Raw genomic sequence first — 26,153 nt, forward strand, 5'->3', positions numbered from 1 at the left:
TGTGCACCGTGGGGGTCGTCAGCCGGTCCACCGGGGCCGACCGCCCGACCTTCCGGAGGTGCGTCGATGACGACCGCGAGCTACTCCGTCCCCCCGCCCGCGCCCACCGTGCCGCCCCGGCAGGAGGTGCCCAGCTTCCCGCCGATCCGGCGCGGGTGCGGCGGGTGGCACCGCTGGCGCAGCGCGGTGCGGCGGCGGGCCGGGGTGCCCGCGCTGGTGCTTCTCGCGGTGGCCGCGGCGCTCGCGCTCGGGCCCGCGCGGGCCTGGCAGCCGCCTCCGGGCGGGGGTGCGCTGAGCCGGACGGGTTGTCAGTCCGGAACTGCGGAAGATCACCCGTAACCCGGTGACGACTTCGTCGTTCGAGGCGGCATGAAGGGCTTCAAGGAATTCCTGCTGCGCGGAAATGTCGTCGAACTCGCCGTCGCCGTGGTCATCGGCGCGGCATTCACCAGCATCGTCAACGCCTTCGTCAAAGGCGTGATCAATCCGATTGTCGGCGTCTTCGGAACGAAGGACCTGGGGTCCTACAGTTCCTGCCTCAAGGGGCCCTGCGAGGTCGGCCCGACCGGTGAGGTCACGTCCGGAATCCTCATCCTGTGGGGATCGGTGCTCAGCGCCGTCCTGCAGTTCCTGATCACCGCGGCCGTCGTCTACTTCGCCCTGATCGTGCCCATGAACCGGCTGGCGGCGCGCCGCAAGACCCCCGCCGAGGTGGCGGCGGAGGCGGAAGCCAAGGAGGTCCAACTGCTGACCGAGATCCGCGACGCGCTGGTCTCGCCGCTGCGCTGAGGCGCCGACCGTCCTCGTCCGTCCCTCAACCCCCGTGGTGCGGCGGGCGCTGGCTCAGGTACCAGTCCAGCCCCCGCCCGCCGCTCTCCCCCGACCCGGAGCGCTCGTTCCAGCCGGCGTCGGTGTCGTCCCGGGACTGCTGGTCCAGCGGGTCCCGGAAGACCAGCCTGGCCTTGGCCGCGGGCGTCTGGCCGTGCTCCTGGTCCTGTCCCTGTCCCTGCTGCTGCCGCCCCTGCTCCTGCTCCTGCTCGCTCACCCTGTCCACTCCGTCGTGCGTCATGTCCCGTCCTGTCCCGTCCTGCTCACTCCAGCCTAAGAGCCCGCCGGCACGCCTCGGGCCCTGGTGCGGAGCGCTCCGCACCAGGGCCCGGGTGGGCTCGACCGGCCTGCCGGTCAGGCGGCTTCGAATCCCGCATGGTCGGCGATCTTCTTCAGTTCGGCCAGCGCGTGCTTCTCGATCTGGCGGATCCGCTCGCGGGTGAGGCCGTGCTGCTTGCCCACCTCGGTGAGGGTGCGCTCGCGGCCGTCCTCCATCCCGTACCGGGAGCGGATGATCGAGGCCGTGCGGTCGTCCAACCGCCCGATCAGGTCGTCCAGTTCCTCACGGCGGAGCATGACCATCACGGCGTCCTCGGGGGACGTCGCCCCGGTGTCCTCCACCAGGTCGCCGAACTGGGTCTCGCCCTCGTCGTCCACCGACATGTTGAGGCTGACCGGGTCCCGCGCCCAGTCCAGCACGTCCTTGATCCGGGCTTCGGTGGTGTCCAACTCGGCCGCGATCTCGGCAGGCTCGGCCTCGCGGCCCAGCTCCTTGGACTTCTCGCGCTGCACGCGCCGGATCCGCCCCAGCTCCTCCACCAGGTGCACGGGCAGCCGGATCGTCCGGGACTGGTCGGCGATGGAGCGGGTGATCGCCTGCCGGATCCACCACGTCGCGTAGGTGGAGAACTTGAAGCCCTTGGCGTAGTCGAACTTCTCGACGGCGCGCACCAGGCCCGCGTTGCCCTCCTGGATCAGGTCCAGCAGCGGGAGGCCGCTGCGCGGGTACCGGCGGGCGACCGCGACCACGAGCCGGAGGTTGGAGCGGATGAAGACGTCCTTGGCACGCTCGGCGTCGGCGGCTATCGCCTCCAACTCCTCACGCGTGGCGCCGGCGGGGAGTTCGTCCTCGTCCAGCAGGTGCTGGGCGTACACCCCGGCCTCGATCCGCAGCGAGAGCTCGACCTCCTCGGCGGCATCGAGCAGGGGCGTCCTGGCGATCTCGTCGAGGTACATGCCGACCAGGTCACGGTCGGCCTCGAGGTTGGTCGGGCGGGCCGCGCGAGTCCGGTCGGCCCTGTCGCGAACGACGGCACGGGTGGCCATGCTTGCTCCCTTTGCTGGTGTTGCCGAGGTCTGCCTGCCTGCCCCGAGGGCAAGAAGTGCGGGCCCGAGTGGGGCTCACACGTAACGATCCAACGAACAGATTCCGGACAACATTCCCAAGTCACTCCGATTCTTCCGCGCGATGCAGTATCCTGCCGGTTTTCACCCGACTTTGGACGCTCGGTGACCACCCGGGCACGTCCGGTGCTCTCGCGCGACCGCCCCCGGAGCGTTTTCTTCACCCGGCCCTCACGCGCACGTCGCCTCTTGGTTGAACCCGCGCACGGCCGCACGCGTTCCCACGCACCCCCGGTTTCCGCCCGCGCCCACGCCCCGGCGCACGCAGGACCTCCGCACAAACGATGCCAAATCGCTATCACCCGAGGTCCTGATCGGCGCGGGACACTGGGAAGGTGTCAGCCATGCACCTGACCAACAGCACGAACTCCGTCACTGCGCGTAAGCGCAGTCTCCTTCGGGACACCGCGCTCGCGGTGGGCTGTGCCGCGCTGTTCGGCCTCCTGGCGGCTCTGGTGACGAGCCACTGGCACCCGCTGGAGCGCTTCGACCAGGAGTGGATCGGCGAACTGCACACCTACGCCCGGGAGCACCGGATCTGGACCGCAGCGGTGCAGACGCTCTCGGACATCGGCAGCACCATCACGATGCGTACGCTCCTCGGGCTCGCGGCCGTCTGGCTCTGGCTGATCGGCGCACGGGTGCTGGCCGGCTGGGTGGCCGCCCAGACCCTGGTCGGCTGGGGCGCCCTGTGGGCCCTGAAGGCGGCCTTCGACCGCGACCGCCCCGCCTTCACCGATCCGGTCTCGCACGCCGGCGGCCCGGCCTTCCCCTCCGGCCACGCCATGGCCTCCGCGATCACCTGCGCCGTCCTGGTCGGCCTGGTCTGGTACCGGGTCCACCGCCGCGGCCGGACCGCCGCCTGCGCGGTGGCGGCGGCGACGGTGCTGACCATCGGCTGGACCCGGATCGCGCTCGGCGCGCACTGGCCCAGCGACGTCCTGGGCGGGTGGCTGGCCGCCGGGATCGTGCTGGGCACCGTCACGGCCGTGATCGAGCTCTGGCGGCCCGGCGCGCTGGCCCGCGACGTACGGCGGGTCAACTGGCGCACCAGGCCCCGGGTCCAGCGGGTCATCGTGGCCCCCGGCCGACCGCCCCGCGCCACCGACCCGCTGGACGACCCGCCCCTGGACGACTCGCCCTTGGACGAGTCGCCGCTGGACCACTCCGTGCTGGACGACTCGCCGCTGGGCGGCGACGCGGCGACCCGGGACGAGGATCACGACGGCGGCGTGCCGGAGGCCGCCGCCGACCGGCCCGACGACGTGCGCCGCGACTGCGCTGAGACCGTCCACCGGGACCGTCCACCGGGACCATCCTCCGAGGCCGTCCGCTGAGGCCACGTCAGCGGAGCGAGGCCGTCCGCTAGCGTGACGGCCATGTCCACCACCGCTGGTCCTACCCCCGCCACCGCCCCTGCCGGACACCCCGGGCAGCCGCTCCGGATCGCCACCGTCCAGACCCGGGCCGTGGCGGGCGACATATCCGCCAACGCCGTCCAGGCCGCCGAGCTGATCCGCGAGGCCGCCGACGCCGGAGCCCGGCTGGTGCTCTTCACCGAGAAGTTCCTCTCCGGGTACGAGCCCGAGCTGATCCGCAGCGATCCCCGCGAGTACGCCGTCCAGCCCGGAGATCCGCGCCTCGCGCCGATCGCCGACGCGTGCCGCGAGACGGGGACCGCGGCCGTCGTCGGCGCCGCCGTGCAGGACGGGGCCGACCTGCGGATCTCCGCCCTCGTCCTCGGCCCGGACGGCGGTTTCGTCACCCGCTACGACAAGCAGTACCTGTTCAAGTCCGAACGCGAGCTCTACCGGCCCGGAACGGCCGGCTGCACCCTGGAGCTGGACGGCTGGCGGCTCGGCCTCGGCATCTGCTACGACTCCGGCTTCCCCGAGCACGCCCGCGCCGCCGCGCTCGACGGCTGCCACGCCTACCTGGTCGGCGCGCTGTTCAGCAAGGGCCACGGCCACCACGAGTCCCGCACCTGGTTCCCCGCCCGGGCGCTCGACAACACCTTCTACACGGTGCTGTCCAACCACGTCGGCCGCACCGGCCCCTGGGACACCTGTGGCGGCAGCGCGGTCTGGGGCCCGGACGGCCGGCTGCTCGCCGAGGCGAGCGAGGACCGGCGCGAGGTCGTCATCGTCGACCTGGACCCCGCCGTCCTGCGCACCACCCGCGAGAACGAGACCCTGCTCGCCGACCTCGCCCTCGCCACCGCCCGCCCCACCGAACCCCGCACCCTCGTCCGGCTGACCTGACCCCCGTGGCCGGCCCGGCAAAGGCCGCAGGCCCCCGACCCGGGCTGGGCGGAGGCCTGCGACCTGCGTGTTCGTCGTGCCCCAGACAGGAATCGAACCTGCGACACCGGCTTTAGGAGAGCCGTGCTCTATCCCCTGAGCTACTGAGGCGCGGCCCCGGCTGTGGCGAGGCCGCTCACAGCGTACCGGATCAGGGGTGGGAGGCGGCGTCGCAGGCGGGGGCACGGGTGGCCGACGGGGTGTCAGGAGCTGTCAAGTAGCCTGCCGGGAGGAGCCCGATCCGCCCGGGCGCACCCCGCGAAGGAGACGAAGGACCAGATGAGACCTGCTGTGCGCCCGGTCGTCCGGCTGTTGGAGCAGGTGTGGTTGTGGCCCGCGCTGGTGATGCTGGCGGTGGGCGGGTACCGGCTGGGGACGCCGGATCTCTGGCGGGACGAGATCGCGACCTCGACGGTGGCCACCCGCTCGCTGGACGACCTGCTGCGGCTGCTCCAGCACATCGACGCCAGCAACGGCGCGTACTACCTGCTGATGCACGGCTGGACCTCGGTCTTCGGGGACTCGACGGTGGCGCTGCGGACGCCGTCCGTGCTGGCCATGGCGGGCGCGGCCGCCTTCGTGGCGGTCACCGCCCGGCGGCTGTTCGGCGGCCGGGTGGCGGCGATCGGCGCGGGGCTGCTGTTCACGGTGCCGCCGCTGGTCTCCCGGTACGCCCAGGAGGCGCGCTCGTACGCGCTGGTGACCCTCGCGATCGCCGCCGCCACCTTCTTCCTGCTGCGGGCGCTGGAGCGGCCGACCTGGCGGCGCTGGGCGCCGTACTGCGCGGCCATGGCGCTGGCGGGCGCGGGGCACCTGATCTCGTTCAGCACGGTGGCCGGGCAGGTCGCCCTGGTGGCGCTGCACCTGTGGCGCACCCGGGAGGCCGCGGACCGGCGGCTGCTGTGGCGGTACCCGCTGGCGGTCGCGGTGGCGGCGGTGCCGGTGGTGCCGATCATGCTGCTGGGCAGCCGCCAGTCGGACCGGCAGCTGGGCTGGATAATGACGCCCTCCCTCCGCGGCCTGGCCCGCTTCGGCGAGCAGCTGTTCGGCTCGGACCTGGTCTTCTACTCCTTCGTGCTGCTGGCGCTCCCCGCGCTGGCCCTGCCCGGCCGGCGGCTGCAGGCCTGGCAGCTGCTGCTGCTCGCCGAGCTGCCGGTGGTGAGCGTCTGGCTGGTGTCCCGCCTGGGCGGGACCTCGTACTTCGTCGACCGGTACCTGCTGTTCACGGTGCCCGCCTGGGCGGTGCTGGCCGGGGGCGGGGTCGGGGCGGCGTACGGCGCGCTGGCGGCCCTCGTGCGACGCCGTACGGCGCCCCGGCGGGCCGTCCTGGCGGCCGGGCTGCTGGCGGGCGCACTGCTGGCCGTACCGGCCGTGGCGGCCCTGCCCGAGCAGCCCCCCGTGCGGTACGTCGGCTCGCACAACGACTCGGAGGAGCCGTACAAGGCGGCCGCCCGGACGATCGCCGCCGGCTACCGCGCCGGGGACGGGATGGCGGCCCCGCTGGGCAACCAGTCCTGGGCGATGGTGTGGCCCGGGGTCGCCTACTACCTGCCGTCGGACGTCCGCCCGTACCCGGTGTTCGTCGCGCAGAGCGCCGAGGACGCGGAGGACCTCTCGCCGACGCCGTGCCCGCAGCCGGAGGCCTGCCTGGGCGCGGTGACCCGGATCTGGCTGCTCGTCCTCGGCGACACCCCGGACCCGCTGGGCGCCGTGCCGACGGACCAGGCGCAGCTGCTCCGCACCCGGTACGGCACCCCGGACCAGGTGACGCCGCTCGGCGGGTTCACGCTCGCGCTGCTCGACCCGGACACGTAGCCGCGGGAGCGGGGGCGGGAACGGGAACGCCGAAGGGGAGCCGGTGCGGACCGGCTCCCCTTCGGCGTTCGGGCGGTGGTGCGGTGGTGCGGTCGTTCACCGGCTCACCGGCTCAGCGGCTCACCGGCTCAGCGGCTCAGCGGCCCACCTGCTCAGCGGCCCACCTGCTCACAGCATGCGCAGCAGCCGGGACTGGATGGACGGCGGGTTGAGGTCGGACTGGAGGGCCACCGGCACCTCCAGCTTGCCGTCGCCGGAGCCCACCCGCAGGACGCCGACCTCCTTGCCGGCCTTCTCGCTGTGGCCGATCTTCGCCGCGTCCAGGGTGACCGTGCCGGAGACGCCCGGGAAGCCGGCCACCACCAGGTCCTTGGTCGCGACGACCTGGACCTTGCCGCCCAGCCCGTCGTCCACCGAGCCGACGACGTCGCCCTTCTTCACCACGGTCTGACCGGTCACGCCGTTCTGCGCGGCCTGGATCTGCTTGCCGCTGACCTTCAGCACGGTCGGCAGGATGCCGTCGCCGGGAGCCGGGGAGGTGGCCGGCTGGCCCAGGGTGACGCCGAGGATCAGCCGCTTCACGCCGCCGATCTCCTTGTACGCGGCCCACATCAGGCAGCCGCCGGCCGGGGTGCTGGAGCCGGTCTTGACGCCGATGACGCCGGTCTTCGGGTTGATCAGGTTGTTGGTGTTGGGGATCTTCACGTTGTTGAAGTTGGTCTCCGGGGTGGAGACGATCTGCCGGAAGATCTCGTCCTGCATGACCTGCTCGGCCAGCTTCAGCTGGTCCTTGGCGGTGGACTTGGTGTCCGCGTTGTAGCCCGCCGGGTCCGCGTAGATGGTGTTGGTCATCCCGAACTTGGCCGCGGTGTCGTTCATCTGCTTGACGAACTCCGCCTCGGAGCCGGAGTGGAAGCGGGCGAGCAGCCGGGCCACGTTGTTGGCCGACGGCAGCATCAGCAGCTCCAGCGCCTGGTACTCGGTGAGGACCTGGCCCTCGGTGAGCGTCACCTTCGACTCGTCGACGTTGCCGGACTCCTGCGCGGCCTGCTTGTCGACGGTGATCTTGGGGCCGCTCTCCCCCTTCTTCAGCGGGTACTTCTGCAGGATCAGGTAGGCGTTCATCACCTTGGTGACGCTGGCGATCGGGGCCGGCGCCTCCTGGCCCGAGCTGCCGAGGCTGCCGACGCCGACCACCTCGGCCGCGGACTGGCCCTTGGCCGGCCAGGCGAGGTCCAGCTGGTCGCCGGCGAAGTTGTAGCTGCCCGCGGCGGTCATCTTCACCGTGGCATCCGGCAGCGGACGCAGCAGCTGGGCCACCACGACCGCGCCGAGCACCACGGCCAGGAAGACGGTCCAGATGGTGATCCGCTTGAGGGCGCGGCGCAGCGGCGAGACCGGGCGGGCGTTGAGGGTCGCCAGGACCTCCATCGCCTCCGCGGTGTTCTCGGGCGACGGCGGCGGCTCGGGCGCGGGCAGCGGCTCCGGCCTCGGCAGCGGCGGGACCGGCGGCACCGGGCGCGGGTCGGGCTCGGGCAGCGGCTTCGGGGCCGGCGGCGGCACGGGTGCGGGCTTGGGAGCAGGCTTCGGCAACGGCTCCGGGCCGGGGGTCGGCTCGGGTTCGGGGACCGGCCGGGGCTCCGGGTGCGGCTCCGGCTCGGGCTCGGGGACGGTTCCGGCCGCGGGGGCGGCGGGGACGCGCAGCGGCCCGGGCTTCTCCAGCTTCTCGGCCCGGCCCGGCTTCTGACCGGGCTGCCCGGTCTCGGTCAGCGCGTCGGGGGCGGCGGAGGCGGAGGCGGCGGGGACGGAGGTCTCGGCGGAGGAGTCGGCGGTGGAGTCCTCGGCGACGGTGTCGTCCGCGTCGTCGACGACGACTCCGGAGTCGGCTTCGGACTCGGCTTCGGCGTCGGCTTCGGCGGGCTCGGCCGCCGTCCTCTTCTTCTCCTCCTCCTTCTCCTTCCCCCTCTGCTCCGCCGCCTGCTCGGCGACCGCGCCGGCCGTCCGCATGGCGAGACGCGGGTCGGCCCCGGCCTGACGCCCAGCGGGCTTCTCGGCCGCGTCGGCCGTCGACGGCGACTCCTTCTCCGCACCCTCGTCGCTGGAACCGCCGTTGCCGGCGCCCTTCAGCAGCTCCCCGGGCAGGCGCAGCGCGGTGGTCTTGTTGTCCACCGGCAGCCGCAGCATCGTCGTCTTGCTGTCCACATCCCGGACGCGGAGCTGTACGGTCGAGCCGCCCTTGGCCCCCGCCGCCGGAGTGTCGTCGGACGCCTTCGAGGCCCCCGCCGGAGTGTCGTCGGACGCCTTCGAGGCCCCCGCCGGAGCCGCCTTCGAGGCCGCCTTGGAGGCCGCCTTGGAGGCCGCCTTGGAGGCCGCCTTCACGGGTGCCTCGCCGGAGCTCCCCACCGAGGATCCGTCGGCCGCCCCGGTGGCGGACGCGGCTGACGCCCCGGCAGCGGCCGCGCCGGACCCGCCCCCGGCCGACTCGGCGGACTCGGCCACCTCCGCGGACCCGGCCGGCTCGGCTGACTCGACGCCACCGGCCGCCGTCGCACCGGTCCGTTCGCGCTCCCGGTCCCGCTCCCGCTCGCCGTCCCTCAGCACCCTGTCGGGGGACTCGCCCACGTATCCCAGCCTCCTCAACGCCCGGCGGGGCACCGGCGAACCCGATTTCGGGAAGCCGACGCCCCGCCCCGTGTACCTGTACAGTCTCCGCCACCGGCGGCCGATCCCACCGCGCACACCCCGCCCGACCGGCCCTTATTGCCATCGCACAGCCGTACCGCGGCCTGTTCACCGGTCAGACGCCGGGCCCGCGGCCGCCGGTTCCGCGCCTTCACCGCAAGGTCACGATTCGGAGGCGTACTCGACAAGCCCGTGTGAGAGGCGTCACCCTGTCTCTCATCCACGCGGGGAGGCTTGGATGGGCAAGAGCCGCAGAACTGTTCCCGAGGAACTCTTGCTGCTCGCTTTGGACCCGACCACGGGTACCACGGCGCAGCCGCAGACCCTCGACCTCGGACTCGCCGGGGCGCAGCTCGTCGAGCTGTCCCTGGCCGGACGGATCGTACCGGAGGGAGACCGGATCGCAGTCGTGCTCGCACGGCCGACCGGCGACCCGACCCTTGACCACGCACTGGAACTGCTGCGCCGACGCGGCAGTCCGGTCCGCGCGGCGCACTGGATCGGCGGGCCCCGGCTGGGGCTGCGGCAGACCTATCTGGCGCACCTGGAGCGCTGCGGCATGGTGACCGCCGTGCCGGGCCAGGTGTGCGGAGTGCTGCCGACGACCCGGTACCAGGCGTCCGACGACTGCACCAACGCCGCGATCAAGCAACGGCTGGACACCGCGATCCGCACCGGCGTGCCGCCGGACCCGCGGACCGCCGCACTCGCCGCGCTCGCCCACTCGGTGGGCCTGGGCAAGCACCTGTACCCGGGCAACGAGGGTCGGTCCTCGCGGTCGCGGCTGCGCGACCTGATCCGGTACGACCCGCTCGGCGGGATGGTCGCGCACGCCGTGATGGACGTGCAGAACGGCCTGCCGGCGCAGCAGAACCGTTCGTCCCAGAGCCCCGGGACCGCTGCGGCTCCCGGCCGTTCCGGTTCCCGTACGGCGGGCCGGGGTTCGGGCGGGCGGGTCCCCGCCTCCCGGGTGGGCGTCCGCTGAACCACGTCCGCGGAACCACCCGCTGAACCGCGCCCGGCAGTACGCCGCACCGCACGCCCGACGGCGCGCGCCGCACCGCACGCGCCTCCCGGAGGCGCCGAGCGCGCCGATGCGCGACCAGTACCACCGGTACCACTCGCACCATGAGCACTGCGAGCACCACCGGAAGCACCGGAAGCACCAGAAGCACCGAGGGGCGGTCGCCCCGCGACGCAAGTCGCCCGGCGACCGCCCCTCTTGCCGTCCCCGGAGGCCCGCAGCCGCCCGCCCCCGTACGTGCCACGGGCACGTGCGACGCGGTCCGGGGGCTCTCCGCCGCACTGTCCGCACGAGTCGCCGAGCCGCATTACCACCTGGGGGCTTTCGCTGTCTCGCGGAAGCGCTTTTCCGATGATCTGTTCTACCGCGCTGCTGTGATTCCCCGGCGCCGACCTGGCCCAAGGTGACATGCTGCTCCAAGTCAGGGGGGTTGGTCCCAATGTCCGAAGTGTTCCGAGGGCTCCCGCTCCAACGATCACGAGAGGTCCGGCCGGAGGTCGAAGTGTCCGCCAACGTCAATCCCACCGTCCGCCGCCGACGCCTCGGCTCCGAGCTGCGCAAGCTCCGTGAGGGCCTCGGCATGACGGCGGAGGAGGTCGCCGGACGGCTGATGGTCTCCCAGTCGAAGATCAGTCGGCTGGAGAACGGGCGCCGCAGCATCAGCCAGCGGGACGTGCGGGACCTCTGCGACGTGTACAAGGTGACCGACGAGCAGATGCGCGCCAGCCTGATGGAGATGGCCAAGGAGTCGCGCCAGCGCGGCTGGTGGCACGACTTCAACGACATGCCGACGCCGTACAGCGTCTACATCGGGCTGGAGGCCGAGGCCTCCTCGATCCGCGCGTACGAGTCCTCCTTCGTGCCCGGCCTGCTGCAGACCGAGCAGTACGCCCAGGCCGTGGTCGAGGGCACCCAGCCGGACACCGACGCGATCGCCGTGCAGCGCCGGGTGCAGGTCCGGATGAAGCGGCAGGAGCGGGTCCACGGCGAGAACCAGCTGGGCAGCCTGTGGACCGTCATAGACGAGGCGGTGCTGCGCCGCGAGGTCGGCAGCAAGGCGGTGATGGCCGAGCAGCTGCAGCAGATGCTGGAGCTCAGCACCCGGCCGAACATCACCATCCAGGTGATCCCGTTCTCGCACGGGGCGCATCCCGGCATGACCGGGACATTCTCCCTGCTGGAGTTCCCGGAGTCAGCCGATTCCACGGTTGTCTACTTCGAAGGTGTGACGAGCGATCTCTACCTGGAGAAGGAGGCTGATGTGCGCCGCTATACCGGTCTGTACGACTACCTGAGAGCGGCCGCACTCGGTGTCGCGGAGAGCCGGTCGCTGATAGCCGACATCGAGAAGGAATTCCACGAATGATCACCCCGTCCGAGTACGGAACCGGTTGGCGCAAGAGCAGTCACAGCGGGGGCCAGGGCGCCTGCGTGGAGGTCGCCGTCCCCGGCGCGGGGGAGGTGGCCGTCCGGGACTCGAAGGATCCCCTGGGGCCGCAACTGCGCTTCACCACCGAGGCCTGGAACGCCTTCGCCTCGGCGGCTGCGGGCGGCGCCTTCGGTGATCTCCCGGGCTGACCCGCCCCGGCCTTCCGCACTCGGACCAGTTGCCCGTAGCGGTGCCCGTCGCCCTCCCCCGGCGGCGGCCGGCGCTACGGGCAACTGCCTTTTCGGGGCGCGGCCTTCAGCCCGTCACCGGGTAGCGGACGGCCCAGTTGGCCCCCTCCGGGGTCCGCTGGTCGTGCAGTTCGGTGCCGTGCATCAGCTCCAGCACGAAGTCGTCGGCGAGTTCGAGGATCGCCGCCCGCCCCTCGACCCCCGCGACCAGGCCCGGCGGCAGCGCGGTGTCCCCGTGCAGCACCCCGAGCAGGTTGCCGCAGATCGCGCCGGTCGAGTCGCTGTCCCCGGAGTGGTTGACGGCGAGCAGCAGGCCCGAGCGGACGTCGTGGGCGACCAGCGCGCAGTAGACCGCGATCGCCAGCGCCTCCTCGGCGACCCAGCCCTCCCCCAGCGCCTCGACCCGCTCCGCGGAGGGCTCGCCGGCCCGGACGGCGTCCAGTGCGGCCCGCAGCGCGGTGGTGGTCTCCTCGTGCGCCTGCCGCTCGGAGAGCAGGGCGAGCGCGAGGTGGACGCCCTCCTCCAGGGTGCCGCCGCGGGCCACCGACTGGACGATCACCGCGAGCGCGCCCGCCGCGAGGTAGCCGGTGGGGTGGCCGTGGGTGAGCACCGAGCACTCCACGGCGAGTTGGAACACCAGGCCCGGCTCCCAGGTGGTGAGCAGCCCGAAGGGCGCCGCCCGCACCACCGTGCCGCAGGCCTTGGAGTGCGGGTTCTTGGGCCGCTCCAGCGTGCCGAGCCGCTCGGCGTCGGGCCCGCTGAGGCCGGACAGGCAGCCCTGGCCGGGGGCGCGCTGGGCGTAGAGCCACTCCTCGCGGCCCAGCCAGCCGAGGTCGGGGCGGCGCTCGTCCGGGCCCCAGTCGCGCTGGGTGGCGGCCCAGCGCAGGTAGGCGAGGTGCAGGTCGGTGGGCGGGTGCCAGCTGCCGGTGTCGCGCCGGATGTGGGCGCGGATCAGTCCGTCGACGGTGAACAGGCTCAGCTGGGTGTCGTCGGTGACGGCGCCGGTGCGCCCGTACGCGGGGACGTAGCCGGTGACGCCCCGGGGGCCGTGCTGGGCCCGGATCTTCTCCAGCGCCTCGAACTCGACGCCCGCGCCGAGCGCGTCGCCGATGGCCCCGCCGAGCAGGCAGCCCCGCACCCGGCTGCGGTAGTCCTGCTGCTGGGCGCGTGACCACAGTGGCATCACGACGGGGCGCCTTTCCTCGGGACGGGGGGCCGCACGACGCTCGGCCGGTCGCACGCCCTGGCACTGTATTCGAAGAATCGAACCGATCGACGGGATCCTTCGAACACCAGCACCGCGACGGTCTGTCGCCACCCTGCCGTCCCGCGGCCACGCCCCCCGGCCCCGCCGGGACCGCCCTCCCCCGACTCCGGCTCCGGCTCCGACTCCGGCTCCGGCTCCGGCACCGGTTCCGGTTCCGCGGGAGGGCGACGCGCCCGGGACGGTCAGTCCAGCACCGGCAGCAGTTGCGGGAGGTGCCCGTCCGAGGCCAGCGCGGCGGCCTGCCGCTCGGCCGGGACCTCGCCGTAGGTGGTGGTGCGCTGGCGGTGCGGACGGCCCGCCGCCTCGGCGATCGCCCGGAGGTCCCGCACCGACTTGTAACTCCCGTACGCCGAACCGGCCATCCGCGAGATGGTCTCCTCCATCAGCGTGCCGCCCAGGTCGTTGGCGCCGGAGCGGAGCATCTCGGCCGCGCCCTCCGCGCCCAGCTTGACCCAGCTGGTCTGGATGTTGGGGATGTGCGGGTGCAGCAGCAGCCGGGCCATCGCGACCACCGCCCGGTTGTCCCGGGCGGTGGGGCCGGGGCGGGCGATGCCGGCCAGGTAGACCGGGGCATTGGTGTGGATGAACGGCAGGGTCACGAACTCGGTGAAGCCGCCGGTGCGCTGCTGGATCTCCGCGAGCAGCCGCAGGTGGCCCAGCCAGTGCGCCGGGGTGTCCACGTGCCCGTACATCATCGTGGAGGAGGAGCGGATGCCCAGCTCGTGCGCGGTGGTGACCACCTCGACCCAGGTCGCGGCCGGCAGCTTGCCCTTGGTGAGCACCCAGCGGACCTCGTCGTCCAGGATCTCGGCGGCCGTGCCGGGGATGGTGTCCAGGCCCGACTCCTTGGCCCGCTGCAGCCAGTCGCGGATCGACAGCCCGGTGCGGGTCGCGCCGTTGACCACCTCCATCGGCGAGAAGGCGTGCACGTGGATGCCGGGCACCCGCTCCTTCACCGCCCGGGCGATGTCGAAGTAGGCGGTGCCGGGCAGGTCCGGGTGGATGCCGCCCTGCATGCAGACCTCGGTGGCGCCGACCTCCCAGGCCTGCGCGGCCCGGTCGGCGACCTGCTGCAGCGACAGGGTGTAGGCGTCCGCGTCGGTGCGGCGCTGGGCGAAGGCGCAGAAGCGGCAGCCGGTGTAGCAGACGTTGGTGAAGTTGATGTTCCGGGTGACGCAGTAGGTGACGTCGTCGCCGACCGCGTCCCGGCGCACGTCGTCGGCGATCCGGCAGAGCGCGTCCAGGGCCGGGCCGTCGGCGTGGAAGAGCGCCAGCGCCTGCTCGTCGGTCAGCCTGGTCGGGTCGTCGGCGGCCACCGCCAGGGCCTCCCGGAGGTCCCCGGCGAGGCGCTCGGGCGCGCCCTCGGCGAGCACCTGTTCGCGCAGCACCTCCCAGTCGCCGTACACGTCCTCGAAGTCGGCCCGGCGGTCACCGGTGCGGCCCTCGGTGTCGACGGCGGTGTGCAGGTCGGTCCGCCCGTACGACTCCGGGAGGTCCTCGGGCTCCTGCCACGGCAGGCCGCGGACCACCGCGTCCGGGTCCGCGAGTCCGGTCTCCGGGTCGGACAGGGCGCGCACGTGCGGCAGCACCCGCGGGTCCAGCCAGGGCTCGCCGCGGCGCACGTACTCGGGGTAGACCGCGAGGCGCTCGCGCAGTTCGAAGCCGGCCGCCGCCGAGCGCTCCGCCAGGCGATCGATCTGGGGCCAGGGGCGCTCGGGGTTGACGTGGTCCGGGGTGAGCGGGGAGACCCCGCCCCAGTCGTCGATGCCGGCCGCGATCAGCCGCTCGTACTCGCCGTCCACCAGGTTCGGCGGGGCCTGCAGGCAGGCCGTCGGGCCCAGCAGGTGCCGGGCGACGGCCACGGTGGCGACCAGCTCGTCGAGTTCGGCGTCCGGCATGCCGCGCATCACCGTGTCCGGCTTGGCGCGGAAGTTCTGCAGGATCAGCTCCTGGACGCCGTGGTAGGCGCGGGACACCTTGCGCAGCGCGAACAGCGACTCGGCGCGCTCCCGGTAGGTCTCGCCGATGCCGATCAGCAGCCCGCTGGTGAACGGTACGGAGCTGCGTCCGGCGTCCTCCAACACCCGCAGGCGGACGGCGGGTTCCTTGTCCGGGGAGCCGTAGTGCGGGCCGCCGGGCTCGCTCCACAGCCGGGTGGCGGTGGTCTCCAGCATCATGCCCATCGAGGCGGAGACGGGCTTGAGCCGCTGGAAGTCCGTCCAGCTCAGCACCCCGGGGTTGAGGTGCGGCAGCAGGCCCGTCTCCTCCAGGATGCGGATCGACATCGCCCGCACGTACGCGACGGTGTCGTCGTAGCCGTGCGCGTCCAGCCACTCGCGGGCCTCGGGCCAGCGGTCCTCCGGCTTGTCGCCGAGCGTGATCAGCGCTTCCTTGCAGCCGAGTTCGGCCCCGCGCCGGGCCACCTCCAGCACCTCGTCCGGGGACATGAACATCCCCTGCCCGGCCCGGCGCAGCTTGCCCGGGACGGTGGCGAAGGTGCAGTAGTGGCACTTGTCGCGGCAGAGCCGGGTGAGCGGGATGAAGACGCTCTTGGAGTAGGTGATGACACCGGGACGGCCGGCCGCTTCGAGGCCCGCGTCGCGCACCCGGGCGGCGCTCTCGCAGAGGTCGCGCAGGTCCTCGCCTCTGGCTTGGAGCAGCACGGCGGCCTCGGTCACGTCGAGGGCGACGCCGTCCCGGGCGCGGCGCAGGGCGCGGCGCATCGCGTTCGCGGTCGGCGGAGTGCTGGCGTCCGTGGCGGTTCCATCCATGGCGCGACCCTACGCCAGGACGGTACTCCGGGATGAGCGACCCTGAGACCGTCTCAGGGTCGGCGTACCCACGAAGGCCAGTCCGATCTGGCCCTGCAGGGCGATGCCGACGGCGGCGTGACGGCCTCTAATGGAGGGGCAAGGCCAATCGCACGTGTCCGCAGAGGAGTTGATGACGCCATGACCAATGAGACGGCGACGGGGGAGGGTCTGGACGGCGGCGTGCCGTACCGCTCTCGGCGACGCGTCCTGGTGCGCGCCGGGGTGCCGGTGGCGGTCGCCGCGGCGATCGCCGCGGGGGTCGGGCTGGTGCCCGCGCTGGCCGCCGACGGTCCGCCCGACCTGCCGACGCTGACCGCCGAGCAGGTGGTGGCCAAGGCGCTCGGCTCCCAGGCGCAGGCGCTGTCCGGAACGGTGTCGGTCAGCACCGACCTCGGCCTGCCCACCCAGCTGCTGGGTGCGGCCGGCGGGCTCGGCGCGGCGGCCTCCGGGCACGGCGGCAGCGGCTCCGACGCGACCTCCGCCGCCGACCCGCAGGCTAAGCTGCTCGGCCTGCTCGGCGGCGACCGGACGCTGCGGATCGCGGTGGACGGCCCGGAGCACCAGCGGGTCGACATGATGGAGAACATGGCCGGCTACACGCTGGTCCGCAACGGTGACCAGTCCTGGGCCTGGGACAGCTCGACCAACAGCGCGGTGCACCTCGTCGGCGCCGCGGGCCGGCTCGCCCACCAGGACGCCGACCGGCACCCCGGCCCGCCGCTGACCGGTGTGCCGACCACCCCGCAGGAAGCCGCCCGGCAGTTCCTGACCGCGAGCGCCGGCACCACCTCGGTCACCGTGGCCGGCACGGCCAACGTGGCCGGGCAGAAGGCCTACCAGCTGAGCGTGAAGCCGACCCAGAGCGGCTCGACGGTGGCCGAGGTCCGGATCGCGGTGGCCGCCGACAACGGGGTGCCGCTCGCGGTCGCGGTGAAGTCCACCGACGGCACGACCGTGCTGGACGTCCACTTCACCGACGTCTCCTTCGCCAAGCCGGCCGCCAAGACCTTCGACTTCACGGTGCCCAAGGGCGCCAAGGTGACGGAGAAGAAGGCGGACGAGGCGGCGAAGGAGGCGGCCGCCGAGGGCAAGGCCACGGCCGGCTCCGCCGCCGGGGCCGGGCACGAGGGCGTGAACGTGATCGGCGAGGGCTGGACGGCCGTGATCGCCTCGCAGCTGCCCAGCGGCACCGTCGAGGTGCCGAACGGCGAGGGCAAGGGGGGCAACGGCAAGGGCGACGGCAAGCACGGCGGCCGCGGGCCGGTGAACCCGCAGGGGCTTATGAAGTCGCTCGGCAAGCAGGTCGACGGCGGCACCCTGATCGGCACCAAGGTCGTCAACGTCCTGCTCACCGACGACGGCCGGGTCTTCGCCGGCGCGGTGACCCTCCAGGTCCTGCAGCACGCCGCCGGGGTGAACTGACGGATGACCAGGACTCCCGTAACGGGGGACGTTACGGAGTCGGCCGGGGGCACGGGCGGCGAACCGCGCCCGGCCCCCGTTCCCGTTCCACCCACTCCCCCCGCCGCCCTCGCCCCTTCCGGATCCGGCTCAATCTCCGCGTCCGACCTCCGATCCGACTCCGACTCCGGCTCCGGTTCCGGCTCCGGCTCCGACGACGTGATCAGGACCCGCGGCCTCACCAAGCGCTTCCGGGGCGGCCAGCTCGCCGTGGACGGCCTGGACCTCACCGTGCCGCGCGGCTCCGTCTTCGGCTTCCTGGGCCCCAACGGCTCCGGCAAGACCACCACCATCAGGATGCTGATGGGCCTGATCGCCCCCACCGCGGGCGTGGCCACCGTCCTCGGCGAGTCGATGCCGCAGTCCGTCTCCAGCGTGCTGCCCCGGGTGGGCGCGCTGATCGAGGGCCCCGCGCTGTACGGGTTCCTCTCCGGGCGGGACAACCTGGTCCGCTTCGACGCCGCCGACCCGACCGCCGACCCGCGCACCCGGCGGCAGCGGGTCGAGGCGGCGCTGGAGCGGGTCGGCCTGGGCGCGGCGGCCGGCAAGAAGGCGCGCGCGTACTCGCTCGGTATGAAGCAGCGCCTGGGCCTCGCCTCCGCGCTGCTGCAGCCGCGCGAGCTGCTGGTGCTGGACGAGCCGACCAACGGGCTGGACCCGCAGGGCATGCGGGAGATCCGGGCGCTGGTCCGGGAGGTCGCGGCGGAGGGCACCACGGTGTTCCTCTCCTCGCACCTGCTGGACGAGATCGAGCAGGTCTGCACCCACGCGGCCGTGATGTCCCGGGGCCGGCTGGTGGTGCAGGGCACCGTCGCCGAGCTGGCCGCCCGGGCGCAGGGCCGGCTGGTGGTCCGAACCCCGGACGTGGCGCGGGCCGCCGAGGTGCTGGCGGCCCACCAGGTCACCGCCCTGGTGCCCGGCGAGGGCCGGCTGGACGGCGAGCTGGGCGAGCGCGGCGACGAGGCGCTGCCCCGGCTGTGCGCGGCACTGGTCGGGGCCGGGGTGCGGGTGCACGGCTTCGGGCTGGAGCGGGGCACGTTGGAGGACGCCTTCGTGGCGCTGACCGGGGAGGGCTTCGATGTCGCGGGCTGAGGCGAGGGCAGGCGGGAGCCCGGCGGCGGCCGGGAGCGCGGCGGCCGGGAGCGCGGCGGCCGGGAGCGCGGCAGCCGGGAGCGCGGCAGCCGGAAGCGCGGCAGCCGGAAGCGCGGTCGTCGGACGTCGGCGGCCGCAGACGGCGTCGGGGTTCCTGGCGCTGTTCCGCAACGAGCTGCACCTGACCTTCCGCCGACTGCGCACCAAGGTGCTGCTGGGGATCCTGGCCGTGCTGCCGGTCCTGATCGGGGTGATCGTCAAGCTCAACACGGACAGTCCGCACGAGGGCGGCGGCGGCCCGAGCTTCATCGCGCAGACCACCCAGAACGGGCTGTTCCTGGTCTTCACCGCGCTGGCGGTCGCCCTGCCGGTCTTCCTGCCGATGACGGTCGGCGTGGTCGCCGGGGACTCGGTGGCGGGCGAGGCCGCCACCGGGACGCTGCGCTACCTGCTGGTCGCCCCGGCCGGCCGGACCAGGCTGCTGGCCGCCAAGTTCACCGCCGGGCTGGTGTTCTGCCTGGCCGCCACGGCGGCGGTCGCGGGGGCGGCGCTGGCCACCGGCGCCGCGCTCTTCCCGCTCGGCGAGGTCACGCTGATCTCCGGGGACACCATCGGCTTCGCCGACGCGTTGCTGCGCGCGGTGCTGGTGGCCGGGGTGGTCGCGGCCTCGCTGGCCGGGCTGGTCGCGATCGGGCTGTTCGTCTCCACGCTCACCGGCAGCGGCATCGCGGCGATGGCCGCCACCGTCGGGCTGGTGATCACCGTCCAGATCCTGGACGCCTTCCCGCAGCTGGACGCGATCCGGCCGTTCCTGTTCACCCACTACTGGCTCAGCTTCTCGGACCTGCTGCGCGAGCCGATGTACTGGGACGGCGTGCTGAAGGACCTCGGTCTGCAGGCCGCCTACGTCGCCGTGTTCGGCTCGGCGGCCTGGTCCCGCTTCACCAGCCGGGACATCAGCGCGTGACGGAGGCGGCCGGCTCGACGGGCGCGGTCCGCGGCACGGCCGCGGCCCGCGCCGCGCGGTCGGCCCGCACCTGGCGCAGCGCGTCCCAGGTGAGCACCGCGAGCGCGGCCCAGACCAGGCCGAAACCGGCCCAGCGGGCGGGCGGCATCGACTCGTGGAAGACGGCGACGCCGATCAGGAACTGGAACACCGGCGCCAGGTACTGCAGCAGCCCGAGGACGGTCAGCGGCACCCGCACGGCCGCCGCGCCGAAGAACAGCAGCGGGATCGCCGTGATCAGCCCGCTGAGCATCAGCAGCCCGGAGTGCCCCCAGCCGTACGAGCCGGCCACCGTGTGCCCGAAGGTGCCGCGCCCGCTGACCTCCAGGTAGACCAGGTAGCCGAGGGCGAACGGGAACATGAAGGCGCTCTCCGCCGCCAGGCTCTCCAGCCCGCTCAGCCCGACCTTCTTCTTCAGCAGGCCGTAGGTCGCGAAGGAGAGCGCCAGGGTCAGCGCGATCCACGGCAGCCGCCCGTACGCGACGCTCAGCACCGCGACGGCGAGCGCGCCGATGCCCACCGCCGTCCACTGCGCGCCGCGCAGCCGCTCCTTGAGCACCAGGACGCCGAAGGCGATGGTGACCAGCGGGTTGATGAAGTAGCCGAGGCTGGTCTCGACCACGTGCCCGGCGTTGACGCCCCAGATGTAGACGCCCCAGTTGACCGAGATCACGGCGGCCGCACCGGCCAGCATGGCGACCCGGCGGGGCTGGCGCAGCAGCGGGCGTATCCAGCCCCAGTGCCGCTGGGCGACCAGCAGCAGGACCACCGCGACCAGCGACCAGACCATCCGGTTGGCCAGGATGTCGTCGGCGGCGCCCGGTTCCAGCAGCGGCCAGAACAGCGGGAAGAGCCCCCAGATGCCGTAGGCCGCGAAGCCGTACCCGAGGCCCCGGCCGTTGTCCTGCTGGTCTGTCTGTGGCATGGCCGAGGGCCCTCCCGCGCGCGTGTGGTCGAGGCGACGGTAGCGGGCGGGAGGGCGGGCTGTCATCTCCGTTTCCGGATTTTGGTCATGACATTGCTTGAATGCTGGACTTCCGGGGCGTTTCGGGAGCTCAGCGGCTCAAGCCTGCGAGGCCCGGTCCGGCGCGGCTCAGTTCAGCGCGGCTCAGTTCAGCGCGGCGCGGACCGTGTCGGCGAGCGGGACGGTCGGGCGGCCGATCAGCCGGGCCAGGTCGCCCGGGGTGCCGGCCAGCTCGCCGCGCGCGATGCCGGCGTCCACGTCGACGACCACGTCCGCGAAGCCCTCCGGCACGCCCGCGCCGACCAGCGCCTCCCGGTGCTCGGCCGGGGAGAGCTCCCGGTGCGCGACCGGCTTGCCCGAGGCCTGCGCCAGCTCGGCGGCCAGCTCGGACAGGCTCCAGGCGGTGTCGCCGCTCAGCTCGTAGACCCGGTTCTCGTGACCCTCGCCGGTCAGGACGGCGACCGCGGCGTCCGCGTAGTCCCGGCGCGGGGCGGTCGCCACCCGGCCGTCCCCGGCGCTGCCGATCACCACGCCCCGCTCCAGCGTGCCGGACAGGTCGCCGAGGTAGTTCTCGGTGTACCAGCCGTTGCGCAGCAGCGCGTACGGCAGTCCGGAGGCGAGCAGCAGCTCCTCGGTCGCCTTGTGCTCGTCGCCCAGCCGGAAGGTCGCCGTGCCCAGGATGCTGGTGTACGCGAGCAGCGCGACCCCGGCGGCCTTCGCCGCGTCGATCACCGCACCGTGCTGGGACACCCGCCGGCCGAACTCGTTCCCGGAGATGAGCAGCACCCGGTCGCCGGGCGCGAAGACCCCGGCGAGCGTCTCGGGCCGGCCGTAGTCCGCCTCGTGGACCCGCACCCCCTGCTTCGCCCACTCCTCGGCCTTGGCGGCGGAACGGACCACGACCGCGATCTCGCTCGCCGGCACGGCCGCCAGCAGGCCCTCCACGACGAGTCGGCCGAGCTGTCCGGTGGCTCCGGTGACGACGTACATCTTCTGCTCCCCAAGAGGTTTCGATCGGTTCGGAACTCACCCTAGGGAGGGCACTAACTTCTGGATAGTACGTACTTTGAAGTATGGTACTGACATGGAGGTAATCGAAGAGGAGCGGTCACTGCTCGACCGGGTGCCCGACGTCTACGACCGGATGTGCCCCTCCCGGGGCGTGCTGGAGCACGTGACCAGCCGCTGGGGGGTCCTGGTGCTGATCGCCCTGCGCGAGCGCGGCTACCGCTTCAGCGAGCTGCGCCGACGGGTCGCCGGGGTCAGCGAGAAGATGCTCGCGCAGACCCTCCAGACCCTGGAGCGGGACGGCTTCGTGCTGCGCGAGGCCCACCCGGTGATCCCGCCGCGGGTCGACTACAGCCTCACCCCGCTCGGGCTGGAGGCGGCCGAGTACGTCTCCGCGCTCGCCCACTGGGTGGAGTCCCGGATGTGTGCCGTCAGCGACGCGCGGGAGGAGTACGACGGGCGGCCCACCGCCGGCTGAGCCGGGCCCGGGGCCCGTCCTAGCGGCGGGTGATCAGGGCTGGCGGGTGATCAGGGCTTCCAGGCCGTCCAGGACGCGGGCCAGGCCGAAGGCGTACGCGTGGTCCGGGCTGTACGCGCCGCCGTGGGCCGCGCCGGCGGCGGCGCCGACGCGGGCGGCCACCGGGTAGCGCTCGGGGTCGAAGACCCGGGCGAGCAGCTCGGCGTTGGCGGCCCACCACTGCTCGTCGGTCAGCGCGCTGTCCTGCCGGGCGGCGCGCTCGTCGGCGGCCATCCGGGCGCAGGTCTGGACGAAGCCGAGCAGGTGGGTCAGCGCGGCGTCCAGCTCGACGTCGGGCAGCCCGGTGCCCTCGAAGGCGCGCAGCTCGTACTCGTACTTGGCCATCAGCCCCGGCCCCAGCGGCGGTCGGCTGGTGGAGACGACGGCGACCCACGGGTGGGCACGGTGCAGCGCCCGGTTGTCGTCCGCCACGGCGGCGACCCTGGCCCGCCAGCCCTCGTCGGCGGGGGTGCTGCGGGGCATCGTCGCGTAGACGGTGTCGAGCATCAGGTCGAGCAGCTCGGCCTTGCCCGGCACGTAGGTGTAGAGCGCCATCGGGGAGACCCCGAGCTCCTGGGCGACCCGGCGCATGGTGACGGCGTCCACGCCCTCGGCGTCGGCCAGGGCGATCGCGGCGGCGGCGATCTCACCGGTCGAGCGAGCCTGCCGGGGCCCGCGCCGACCGGGCTTCTCCTCGGCGGTGAGCCCCCAGAGCAGGGCGAGGGTGCGCGCCGGGTCTCCTGCGCTGCTGCGGTCGGTGGCCATGGGGGTCATCGTTTCACGGGGCGGCCCGGCCCCGGCACGGCGTGGACGGGCTGGGCAGGGCGGGCCGGGCAGGGCGGGCCGGGCAGGGGTGGTCTGGGCGGGGCGGGCTGGAACGCGGGACGGACGAGCCCCGGCACGGCGCGGCGGCGGGCGGCTACCGTCTCCCCATGACCAGCCCTGAGCCGCTCCCCGGTACGGACACCGCGCAGACCCTCCGCCCCCGGGTGACCTGCCGCCGCTTCCACCGGCCGCTGCACGACCCGGAGTCGCGGATGCTGCGGCTGGGACCGGAGTGCCGCGACCCGGCGGAGCGGGTCGCGCGGTTCGACGTCGACCAGGAACCGCTCCCCGGCGTGGACTGACCCTTAGCTCCGGCCGAACAGCCGGCGCAGGCGGCCGGGGGCGCGCGCGGGCTCGGCGTCGGTGGTCCCGGCGGGCTCGGTGGTCGGGCCGGTCCGGGTGGTCCGGGTGGCGTTCTCGGCGTCCTCGGCCCGGATGGCCGCCCGGGCCAGGTCGCGGTCGGCGGGCGGCATCCAGGGCGCCGCGAGCACCAGGCGGCACACCGACCGCAGGATCGTCACCGCGCGCACCCGGCGGGCGTCGACGCAGTAGTGCAGCCGTCGCCGGAGCTGCGCGGCGATGTCCGCGCGGATCTCCGGGTGCGTCCAGCCGATCGCGACGAGCGCGAAACCGGCCGCCTCGGCGACCCAGTCCTCCGGCCCGAGCAGCAGGTCGAGCAGCACCCGGCGGCGGTCCGACTCCGGCCACGGCTGGTCGGTGCGGTGGTGCGCGATGCCCAGACAGGCGAAGGCCTGGACGGCGCGCACCCACAGCTCGGGCTGGTGCGCGAGCAGCGCCCGGCCGAGCTCGTCCTCGCGCGGCAGCGGCGGGTGGACCAGCACGCCGAGCAGGTCGTCGAGCGGGATCCCGGCCAGCCGGACGGCGTGGTCGTAGGCGGCCGGGAGGCTCGGCCAGACGATCCCGGCGGTGGCGCGGACGAGTTCGGCGCTCTCCGGCGCGGGCGCGGCGACGGCGGGCTTCGGGTCGGTGCCGTCCCAGGCCCAGACCCGGGTGGCGGTGGCGCTCGTGCTCAGCGGCCGCCGGGGGTCGGGTTCGTCGACGGACCCGTAGGCGACGGTGCAGTGCGGCAGCGCGAGGTGGAGGGCCAGCCGCGAGCTGGGCGGTTCGAGGGTGGAGACGCCGCAGTCGATCGCGGTGTCGCGGTCGGTGCCGGGTGCCGCGAGGACCTGGTGCAGCAGGTTGACGGTGGCCTCGGAGGCACCGGGGACCATGCCGAGCCAGGGCTCGCGGTGGCTCAGCCGGGCCAGCAGGTCCTGGGCGTACTCGTGGTCGGGGTGGGCGCGGTGGTGGTCGGCCAGTCCGAGCAGGTGCGCCGGGTCGCCGTCCACGGCGTGGCGCAGCCCGTACCGGGCCGGGGCCGCCTTGGGGTGGTCGGGCTCGGCGGCGAGCACCCGGTCCAGCCAGGGCAGGCCCTCCTCGGGGCGGCCGAGGGCGCCGTACAACTCGGCCACGTCGACGGCGAGGTAGCTGCTGGAGTCGTCCCGGTCCGGCGCGACCCGGGCCAGTTCGGCCTCCCAGACGTCGAGCGCGCGCTCCGGGCGGCCGTCGGCCCGCAGCGCGTTGCCGAGCATCACGGCGGGCAGGTAGCCGGGGGCCGCCCGGTGGGCCCGCTCGGCGAGTTCGACGGCGCGGGCGGTGGCGCCGAGCCGGCGGGTCAGGCCGGAGGCCATCGCCAGCAGCAGCGCGTGGTCGCCGTGGCGGGCCACCACGGCTTGCACGAAGGCGTCGAAGGGCCGTACGGCTTCGGCGAGTTCATCGGTGAGCGGGTCGGGCAGCGCGCCGGCCGCGCGGGCCACCGCCTGGGCGACGGCATCCGGGTCGACCAGGCCGGGCAGGTCCTCGCGGGCCAGCCAGGCGGTGTGCGCCCAGGGGTGGGCCGGCTCGTACTGGATGGCGGAGGCCAGCAGGCCGACGGCGGTGTCCCAGTCCCCGGCGGCGGCCTCCACATGGGCTCGGCAGGCGACGGTGCCGAGGTACACCTCTCCGTCCAGCGGGAACAGCTCGCGCGCGGCCGCCGGACCGCCGGCTGCGGCGGACAACTCGGCGAGCGCCTCGTGCAGTTCGGGCAGTTGGGGGTCGGCGAGGATGGCGTCGGCGAGGTGCTCGGCGGCGTGCCCGAGGTCGCCGGAGTCGATCGCCAGCCGGGCGACCGCGACCTCCCCCTCGGCTGCCAACCGCTCGTCGTTCCGGTCGTCTCCGTGACCGCCCATGCCCTGCCCCCCGGTGGTGTCGTCCCGCTCCGGACGAGGCTATCCGGTGGCGGGCACGCCCGGGCGGTGCCGATGCACCCGACCTCCTGCCGCCGCCCGAGGCGTTGACCGGCCTCGCCCGCCGGGCGCACGCGGCGGGCGAGCGGCCGTCCTGCCGGATCTGCCTGTAGCGTCCCCGGCCGCGCGGGATTCGGGGCGCTTTCCGGTCACCCGCCGATCGGGGTGGCGCCGGTGGCCGCCGTCGACAGATCCCACAGGCGGGCGGCGGAGTCGGGGTCGACGGCGTACGGGTGTACGCCGCCGTCGTCCATCGGGGTGTCCGGACCGGCGAGCCCGGCGACCTCGCAGTCCTCCAGGTACAGGCCGCCGCGGCCGTCGAGGAGGGCCGAGGTGGCGGCCCAGAGGCCGGTGGCGGCGCCCTGCGCGGGCGACTTGAAGTCCGCGCCGATCACGGCGCCCCGCTCGTCCACCCAGCCGCGGTCCACCTGCTCCTGACGGGTCAGCTCCCGCTGCAGACCGGTGATGGTCTTGCCCGGGTGCAGCGCGAACGCCCGTACGCCGTCGCCGCGGCCCAGCACGTCGAGGTGCACGGCGAACAGCGTGTTGGCGGTCTTGGACTGGCCGTACGCCAGCCACTTGTCGTAGCCGGTGCGGAAGTGCGGGTCGTGCCAGCGGATGTCGGTCAGGGCGTGCCCGGCGGAGCTGGTGACGACGACCCGCGCGCCCCCGGGGGCGGCGGCCAGGAGGGGGTACAGCTCGCAGACCAGGAGGAAGTGCCCGAGGTGGTTGGCGGCGAACTGCCCCTCCCAGCCCGGCCCGACCCGCCGCTCCGGGGCCGCCATCACACCGGCGCCGGCGATCAGGAGGTCGAGGCTGCCCGTCGACTCGCGGATCAGCGCGGCCGCGGCCCGGACACTGCCCGGATCGGCGAGGTCCACGGGGACGATCCGACTGCCCGTCCCCCGGAGCGCCGCACGGGCGGCCTCCGGCCGACGCGCCGGGACGATGACCCGCGCCCCCGCGGCGGCCAGGGCCCGCGGGGTCTCCAGGCCGAGGCCGGAGTAACCGCCGGTCACGAGAGCCGTCCGGCCGGAGAGGTCGAGGCCGGCCATGACGTCCTCGGCGGCGCTGGTGGAGGAGAAGGGCGAGCCCAGCGGCTGCTGCTGGTGCTGCTGGTGGAGGTGGGTGCTGGTCATGGCGACGACGCTAAAGCTTGTTGCAGAAGGGCGGAGACAGGGCATTTCTGCTGTATGGGTGGGGTGCTGCGGGCTGAGCCGGTGTGGGTGGAGACGTTCACGG

The 26,153-nt window shown here is 73.9% G+C and carries 22 protein-coding genes and 1 tRNA gene; 12 read left to right on the forward strand and 11 right to left on the reverse strand.

All coding sequences use genetic code 11. From position 1 onward, the window contains the following. Positions 1-369 precede the first annotated feature (369 nt). On the forward strand, positions 370-789 hold the full coding sequence (gene mscL, locus ACIRD3_RS29655; RefSeq protein WP_402222766.1) for a large conductance mechanosensitive channel protein MscL: 420 nt from the start codon (positions 370-372) through the stop codon (positions 787-789). Positions 790-814: 25 nt separating this feature from the next. Here mscL and ACIRD3_RS29660 read toward each other — a convergent pair whose 3' ends face one another. Together ACIRD3_RS29660 and ACIRD3_RS29665 are read right to left on the reverse strand one after the other, a co-directional pair. Beyond that, positions 815-1,069, reverse strand: coding sequence for a hypothetical protein (locus tag ACIRD3_RS29660; protein WP_402222768.1), 255 nt, complete (start codon positions 1,067-1,069; stop codon positions 815-817). Between the two features lie 113 nt (positions 1,070-1,182). Then, positions 1,183-2,154, reverse strand: a complete 972-nt coding sequence (locus tag ACIRD3_RS29665) for a sigma-70 family RNA polymerase sigma factor (protein WP_402222769.1) — start codon at positions 2,152-2,154, stop codon at positions 1,183-1,185. 422 nt (positions 2,155-2,576) lie between these two features. Between ACIRD3_RS29665 and ACIRD3_RS29670 the strand changes: the two genes are divergently transcribed. Continuing rightward, positions 2,577-3,569, forward strand: a complete 993-nt coding sequence (locus tag ACIRD3_RS29670; RefSeq protein ID WP_402222770.1) for a phosphatase PAP2 family protein — start codon at positions 2,577-2,579, stop codon at positions 3,567-3,569. A gap of 42 nt (positions 3,570-3,611) precedes the next feature. Next, entirely contained in the window at positions 3,612-4,493 is an 882-nt protein-coding gene (locus ACIRD3_RS29675) for a carbon-nitrogen hydrolase family protein (RefSeq protein ID WP_402222772.1), read from the forward strand. Positions 4,494-4,570: 77 nt separating this feature from the next. On the opposite strand, the gene ACIRD3_RS29680 is transcribed toward ACIRD3_RS29675, so the two are convergent. Next, positions 4,571-4,643 (reverse strand) — tRNA-Arg (locus ACIRD3_RS29680). A gap of 168 nt (positions 4,644-4,811) precedes the next feature. Between ACIRD3_RS29680 and ACIRD3_RS29685 the strand changes: the two genes are divergently transcribed. Further along, positions 4,812-6,347 (forward strand): glycosyltransferase family 39 protein, encoded by a 1,536-nt coding sequence (locus ACIRD3_RS29685; protein WP_402222774.1) that lies wholly within the window; start codon positions 4,812-4,814, stop codon positions 6,345-6,347. Positions 6,348-6,515: 168 nt separating this feature from the next. Here ACIRD3_RS29685 and ACIRD3_RS29690 read toward each other — a convergent pair whose 3' ends face one another. After that, positions 6,516-8,969, reverse strand: coding sequence for a D-alanyl-D-alanine carboxypeptidase (locus ACIRD3_RS29690; RefSeq protein WP_402222776.1), 2,454 nt, complete (start codon positions 8,967-8,969; stop codon positions 6,516-6,518). A 298-nt stretch (positions 8,970-9,267) separates the two neighbouring features. Here ACIRD3_RS29690 and ACIRD3_RS29695 point away from each other — a divergent pair, with 298 nt between their 5' ends. The 3 genes from ACIRD3_RS29695 (at position 9,268) to ACIRD3_RS29705 (ending at position 11,631) form a co-directional block, all read left to right on the forward strand. Continuing rightward, positions 9,268-10,014, forward strand: a complete 747-nt coding sequence (locus tag ACIRD3_RS29695) for a GPP34 family phosphoprotein (protein WP_402222778.1) — start codon at positions 9,268-9,270, stop codon at positions 10,012-10,014. Positions 10,015-10,555: 541 nt separating this feature from the next. Further along, the gene (locus ACIRD3_RS29700; RefSeq protein ID WP_402222780.1) at positions 10,556-11,419 is read left to right on the forward strand and encodes a helix-turn-helix domain-containing protein; all 864 of its coding nucleotides are present in this window, start codon (positions 10,556-10,558) and stop codon (positions 11,417-11,419) included. After that, the gene (locus ACIRD3_RS29705; RefSeq protein ID WP_402222781.1) at positions 11,416-11,631 is read left to right on the forward strand and encodes a DUF397 domain-containing protein; all 216 of its coding nucleotides are present in this window, start codon (positions 11,416-11,418) and stop codon (positions 11,629-11,631) included. Before ACIRD3_RS29700 ends, ACIRD3_RS29705 begins: the two co-directional genes overlap by 4 nt. Positions 11,632-11,737: 106 nt before the next feature. On the opposite strand, the gene ACIRD3_RS29710 is transcribed toward ACIRD3_RS29705, so the two are convergent. Together ACIRD3_RS29710 and ACIRD3_RS29715 are read right to left on the reverse strand one after the other, a co-directional pair. Next, the gene (locus ACIRD3_RS29710; protein WP_402222783.1) at positions 11,738-12,853 is read right to left on the reverse strand and encodes an ADP-ribosylglycohydrolase family protein; all 1,116 of its coding nucleotides are present in this window, start codon (positions 12,851-12,853) and stop codon (positions 11,738-11,740) included. Positions 12,854-13,119: 266 nt separating this feature from the next. Further along, the gene (locus tag ACIRD3_RS29715; protein ID WP_402222785.1) at positions 13,120-15,708 is read right to left on the reverse strand and encodes a bifunctional FO biosynthesis protein CofGH; all 2,589 of its coding nucleotides are present in this window, start codon (positions 15,706-15,708) and stop codon (positions 13,120-13,122) included. A 180-nt stretch (positions 15,709-15,888) separates the two neighbouring features. Between ACIRD3_RS29715 and ACIRD3_RS29720 the strand changes: the two genes are divergently transcribed. From ACIRD3_RS29720 to ACIRD3_RS29730, 3 genes are read left to right on the forward strand one after another with little or no spacing between them, the layout of a single operon-like run. After that, positions 15,889-17,172, forward strand: a complete 1,284-nt coding sequence (locus ACIRD3_RS29720) for an outer membrane lipoprotein carrier protein LolA (protein ID WP_402222787.1) — start codon at positions 15,889-15,891, stop codon at positions 17,170-17,172. A 3-nt stretch (positions 17,173-17,175) separates the two neighbouring features. After that, positions 17,176-18,303 (forward strand): ABC transporter ATP-binding protein, encoded by a 1,128-nt coding sequence (locus ACIRD3_RS29725; RefSeq protein WP_402222788.1) that lies wholly within the window; start codon positions 17,176-17,178, stop codon positions 18,301-18,303. Then, positions 18,290-19,270, forward strand: coding sequence for an ABC transporter permease (locus tag ACIRD3_RS29730; RefSeq protein WP_402222789.1), 981 nt, complete (start codon positions 18,290-18,292; stop codon positions 19,268-19,270). Before ACIRD3_RS29725 ends, ACIRD3_RS29730 begins: the two co-directional genes overlap by 14 nt. Here ACIRD3_RS29730 and rarD read toward each other — a convergent pair. Both rarD and ACIRD3_RS29740 read right to left on the reverse strand, forming a co-directional pair. After that, on the reverse strand, positions 19,260-20,234 hold the full coding sequence (rarD, locus tag ACIRD3_RS29735) for an EamA family transporter RarD (RefSeq protein WP_402222791.1): 975 nt from the start codon (positions 20,232-20,234) through the stop codon (positions 19,260-19,262). The genes ACIRD3_RS29730 and rarD overlap by 11 nt on opposite strands. 183 nt (positions 20,235-20,417) lie before the next feature. Further along, a complete protein-coding gene (locus ACIRD3_RS29740) occupies positions 20,418-21,263 on the reverse strand; it encodes an SDR family oxidoreductase (RefSeq protein ID WP_402222793.1) in 846 nt (281 codons plus the stop codon). A 94-nt stretch (positions 21,264-21,357) separates the two neighbouring features. Between ACIRD3_RS29740 and ACIRD3_RS29745 the strand changes: the two genes are divergently transcribed. Continuing rightward, positions 21,358-21,759, forward strand: coding sequence for a winged helix-turn-helix transcriptional regulator (locus tag ACIRD3_RS29745; RefSeq protein WP_402222794.1), 402 nt, complete (start codon positions 21,358-21,360; stop codon positions 21,757-21,759). Positions 21,760-21,792: 33 nt separating this feature from the next. Here ACIRD3_RS29745 and ACIRD3_RS29750 read toward each other — a convergent pair whose 3' ends face one another. Beyond that, on the reverse strand, positions 21,793-22,563 hold the full coding sequence (locus ACIRD3_RS29750; RefSeq protein WP_402222796.1) for a TetR/AcrR family transcriptional regulator: 771 nt from the start codon (positions 22,561-22,563) through the stop codon (positions 21,793-21,795). Between the two features lie 167 nt (positions 22,564-22,730). Between ACIRD3_RS29750 and ACIRD3_RS29755 the strand changes: the two genes are divergently transcribed. Continuing rightward, positions 22,731-22,925, forward strand: coding sequence for a DUF6011 domain-containing protein (locus ACIRD3_RS29755; protein ID WP_402222798.1), 195 nt, complete (start codon positions 22,731-22,733; stop codon positions 22,923-22,925). 3 nt (positions 22,926-22,928) lie between these two features. Here ACIRD3_RS29755 and ACIRD3_RS29760 read toward each other — a convergent pair whose 3' ends face one another. After that, on the reverse strand, positions 22,929-24,854 hold the full coding sequence (locus ACIRD3_RS29760; protein ID WP_402222800.1) for a hypothetical protein: 1,926 nt from the start codon (positions 24,852-24,854) through the stop codon (positions 22,929-22,931). A gap of 206 nt (positions 24,855-25,060) precedes the next feature. Further along, positions 25,061-26,050: an oxidoreductase gene (locus tag ACIRD3_RS29765; RefSeq protein ID WP_402222801.1), complete on the reverse strand. Its 990-nt coding sequence runs from the start codon at positions 26,048-26,050 to the stop codon at positions 25,061-25,063. Between the last annotated feature and the right edge of the window lie 103 nt (positions 26,051-26,153).

The organism is Kitasatospora sp. NPDC093550 (assembly GCF_044764985.1).
In the GTDB taxonomy this organism is placed as follows: Bacteria; Actinomycetota; Actinomycetes; order Streptomycetales; family Streptomycetaceae; genus Kitasatospora.

What these genes read in the sequence shown, in the direction of transcription:
- ACIRD3_RS29750 (WP_402222796.1), bottom strand. Translation starts at nt 22,563, where the DNA reads ATGGCCACCGACCGCAGCAGCGCAGGAGACCCGGCGCGCACCCTCGCC.
- ACIRD3_RS29710 (WP_402222783.1), bottom strand. Translation starts at nt 12,853, where the DNA reads ATGCCACTGTGGTCACGCGCCCAGCAGCAGGACTACCGCAGCCGGGTG.
- ACIRD3_RS29675 (WP_402222772.1), top strand. Translation starts at nt 3,612, where the DNA reads ATGTCCACCACCGCTGGTCCTACCCCCGCCACCGCCCCTGCCGGACAC.
- mscL (WP_402222766.1), top strand. Translation starts at nt 370, where the DNA reads ATGAAGGGCTTCAAGGAATTCCTGCTGCGCGGAAATGTCGTCGAACTC.
- ACIRD3_RS29715 (WP_402222785.1), bottom strand. Translation starts at nt 15,708, where the DNA reads ATGGATGGAACCGCCACGGACGCCAGCACTCCGCCGACCGCGAACGCG.
- ACIRD3_RS29705 (WP_402222781.1), top strand. Translation starts at nt 11,416, where the DNA reads ATGATCACCCCGTCCGAGTACGGAACCGGTTGGCGCAAGAGCAGTCAC.
- rarD (WP_402222791.1), bottom strand. Translation starts at nt 20,234, where the DNA reads ATGCCACAGACAGACCAGCAGGACAACGGCCGGGGCCTCGGGTACGGC.
- ACIRD3_RS29720 (WP_402222787.1), top strand. Translation starts at nt 15,889, where the DNA reads ATGACCAATGAGACGGCGACGGGGGAGGGTCTGGACGGCGGCGTGCCG.
- ACIRD3_RS29670 (WP_402222770.1), top strand. Translation starts at nt 2,577, where the DNA reads ATGCACCTGACCAACAGCACGAACTCCGTCACTGCGCGTAAGCGCAGT.
- ACIRD3_RS29755 (WP_402222798.1), top strand. Translation starts at nt 22,731, where the DNA reads ATGACCAGCCCTGAGCCGCTCCCCGGTACGGACACCGCGCAGACCCTC.
- ACIRD3_RS29665 (WP_402222769.1), bottom strand. Translation starts at nt 2,154, where the DNA reads ATGGCCACCCGTGCCGTCGTTCGCGACAGGGCCGACCGGACTCGCGCG.
- ACIRD3_RS29745 (WP_402222794.1), top strand. Translation starts at nt 21,358, where the DNA reads ATGGAGGTAATCGAAGAGGAGCGGTCACTGCTCGACCGGGTGCCCGAC.
- ACIRD3_RS29740 (WP_402222793.1), bottom strand. Translation starts at nt 21,263, where the DNA reads ATGTACGTCGTCACCGGAGCCACCGGACAGCTCGGCCGACTCGTCGTG.
- ACIRD3_RS29685 (WP_402222774.1), top strand. Translation starts at nt 4,812, where the DNA reads ATGAGACCTGCTGTGCGCCCGGTCGTCCGGCTGTTGGAGCAGGTGTGG.
- ACIRD3_RS29725 (WP_402222788.1), top strand. Translation starts at nt 17,176, where the DNA reads ATGACCAGGACTCCCGTAACGGGGGACGTTACGGAGTCGGCCGGGGGC.
- ACIRD3_RS29765 (WP_402222801.1), bottom strand. Translation starts at nt 26,050, where the DNA reads ATGACCAGCACCCACCTCCACCAGCAGCACCAGCAGCAGCCGCTGGGC.
- ACIRD3_RS29695 (WP_402222778.1), top strand. Translation starts at nt 9,268, where the DNA reads ATGGGCAAGAGCCGCAGAACTGTTCCCGAGGAACTCTTGCTGCTCGCT.
- ACIRD3_RS29730 (WP_402222789.1), top strand. Translation starts at nt 18,290, where the DNA reads ATGTCGCGGGCTGAGGCGAGGGCAGGCGGGAGCCCGGCGGCGGCCGGG.
- ACIRD3_RS29660 (WP_402222768.1), bottom strand. Translation starts at nt 1,069, where the DNA reads ATGACGCACGACGGAGTGGACAGGGTGAGCGAGCAGGAGCAGGAGCAG.
- ACIRD3_RS29760 (WP_402222800.1), bottom strand. Translation starts at nt 24,854, where the DNA reads ATGGGCGGTCACGGAGACGACCGGAACGACGAGCGGTTGGCAGCCGAG.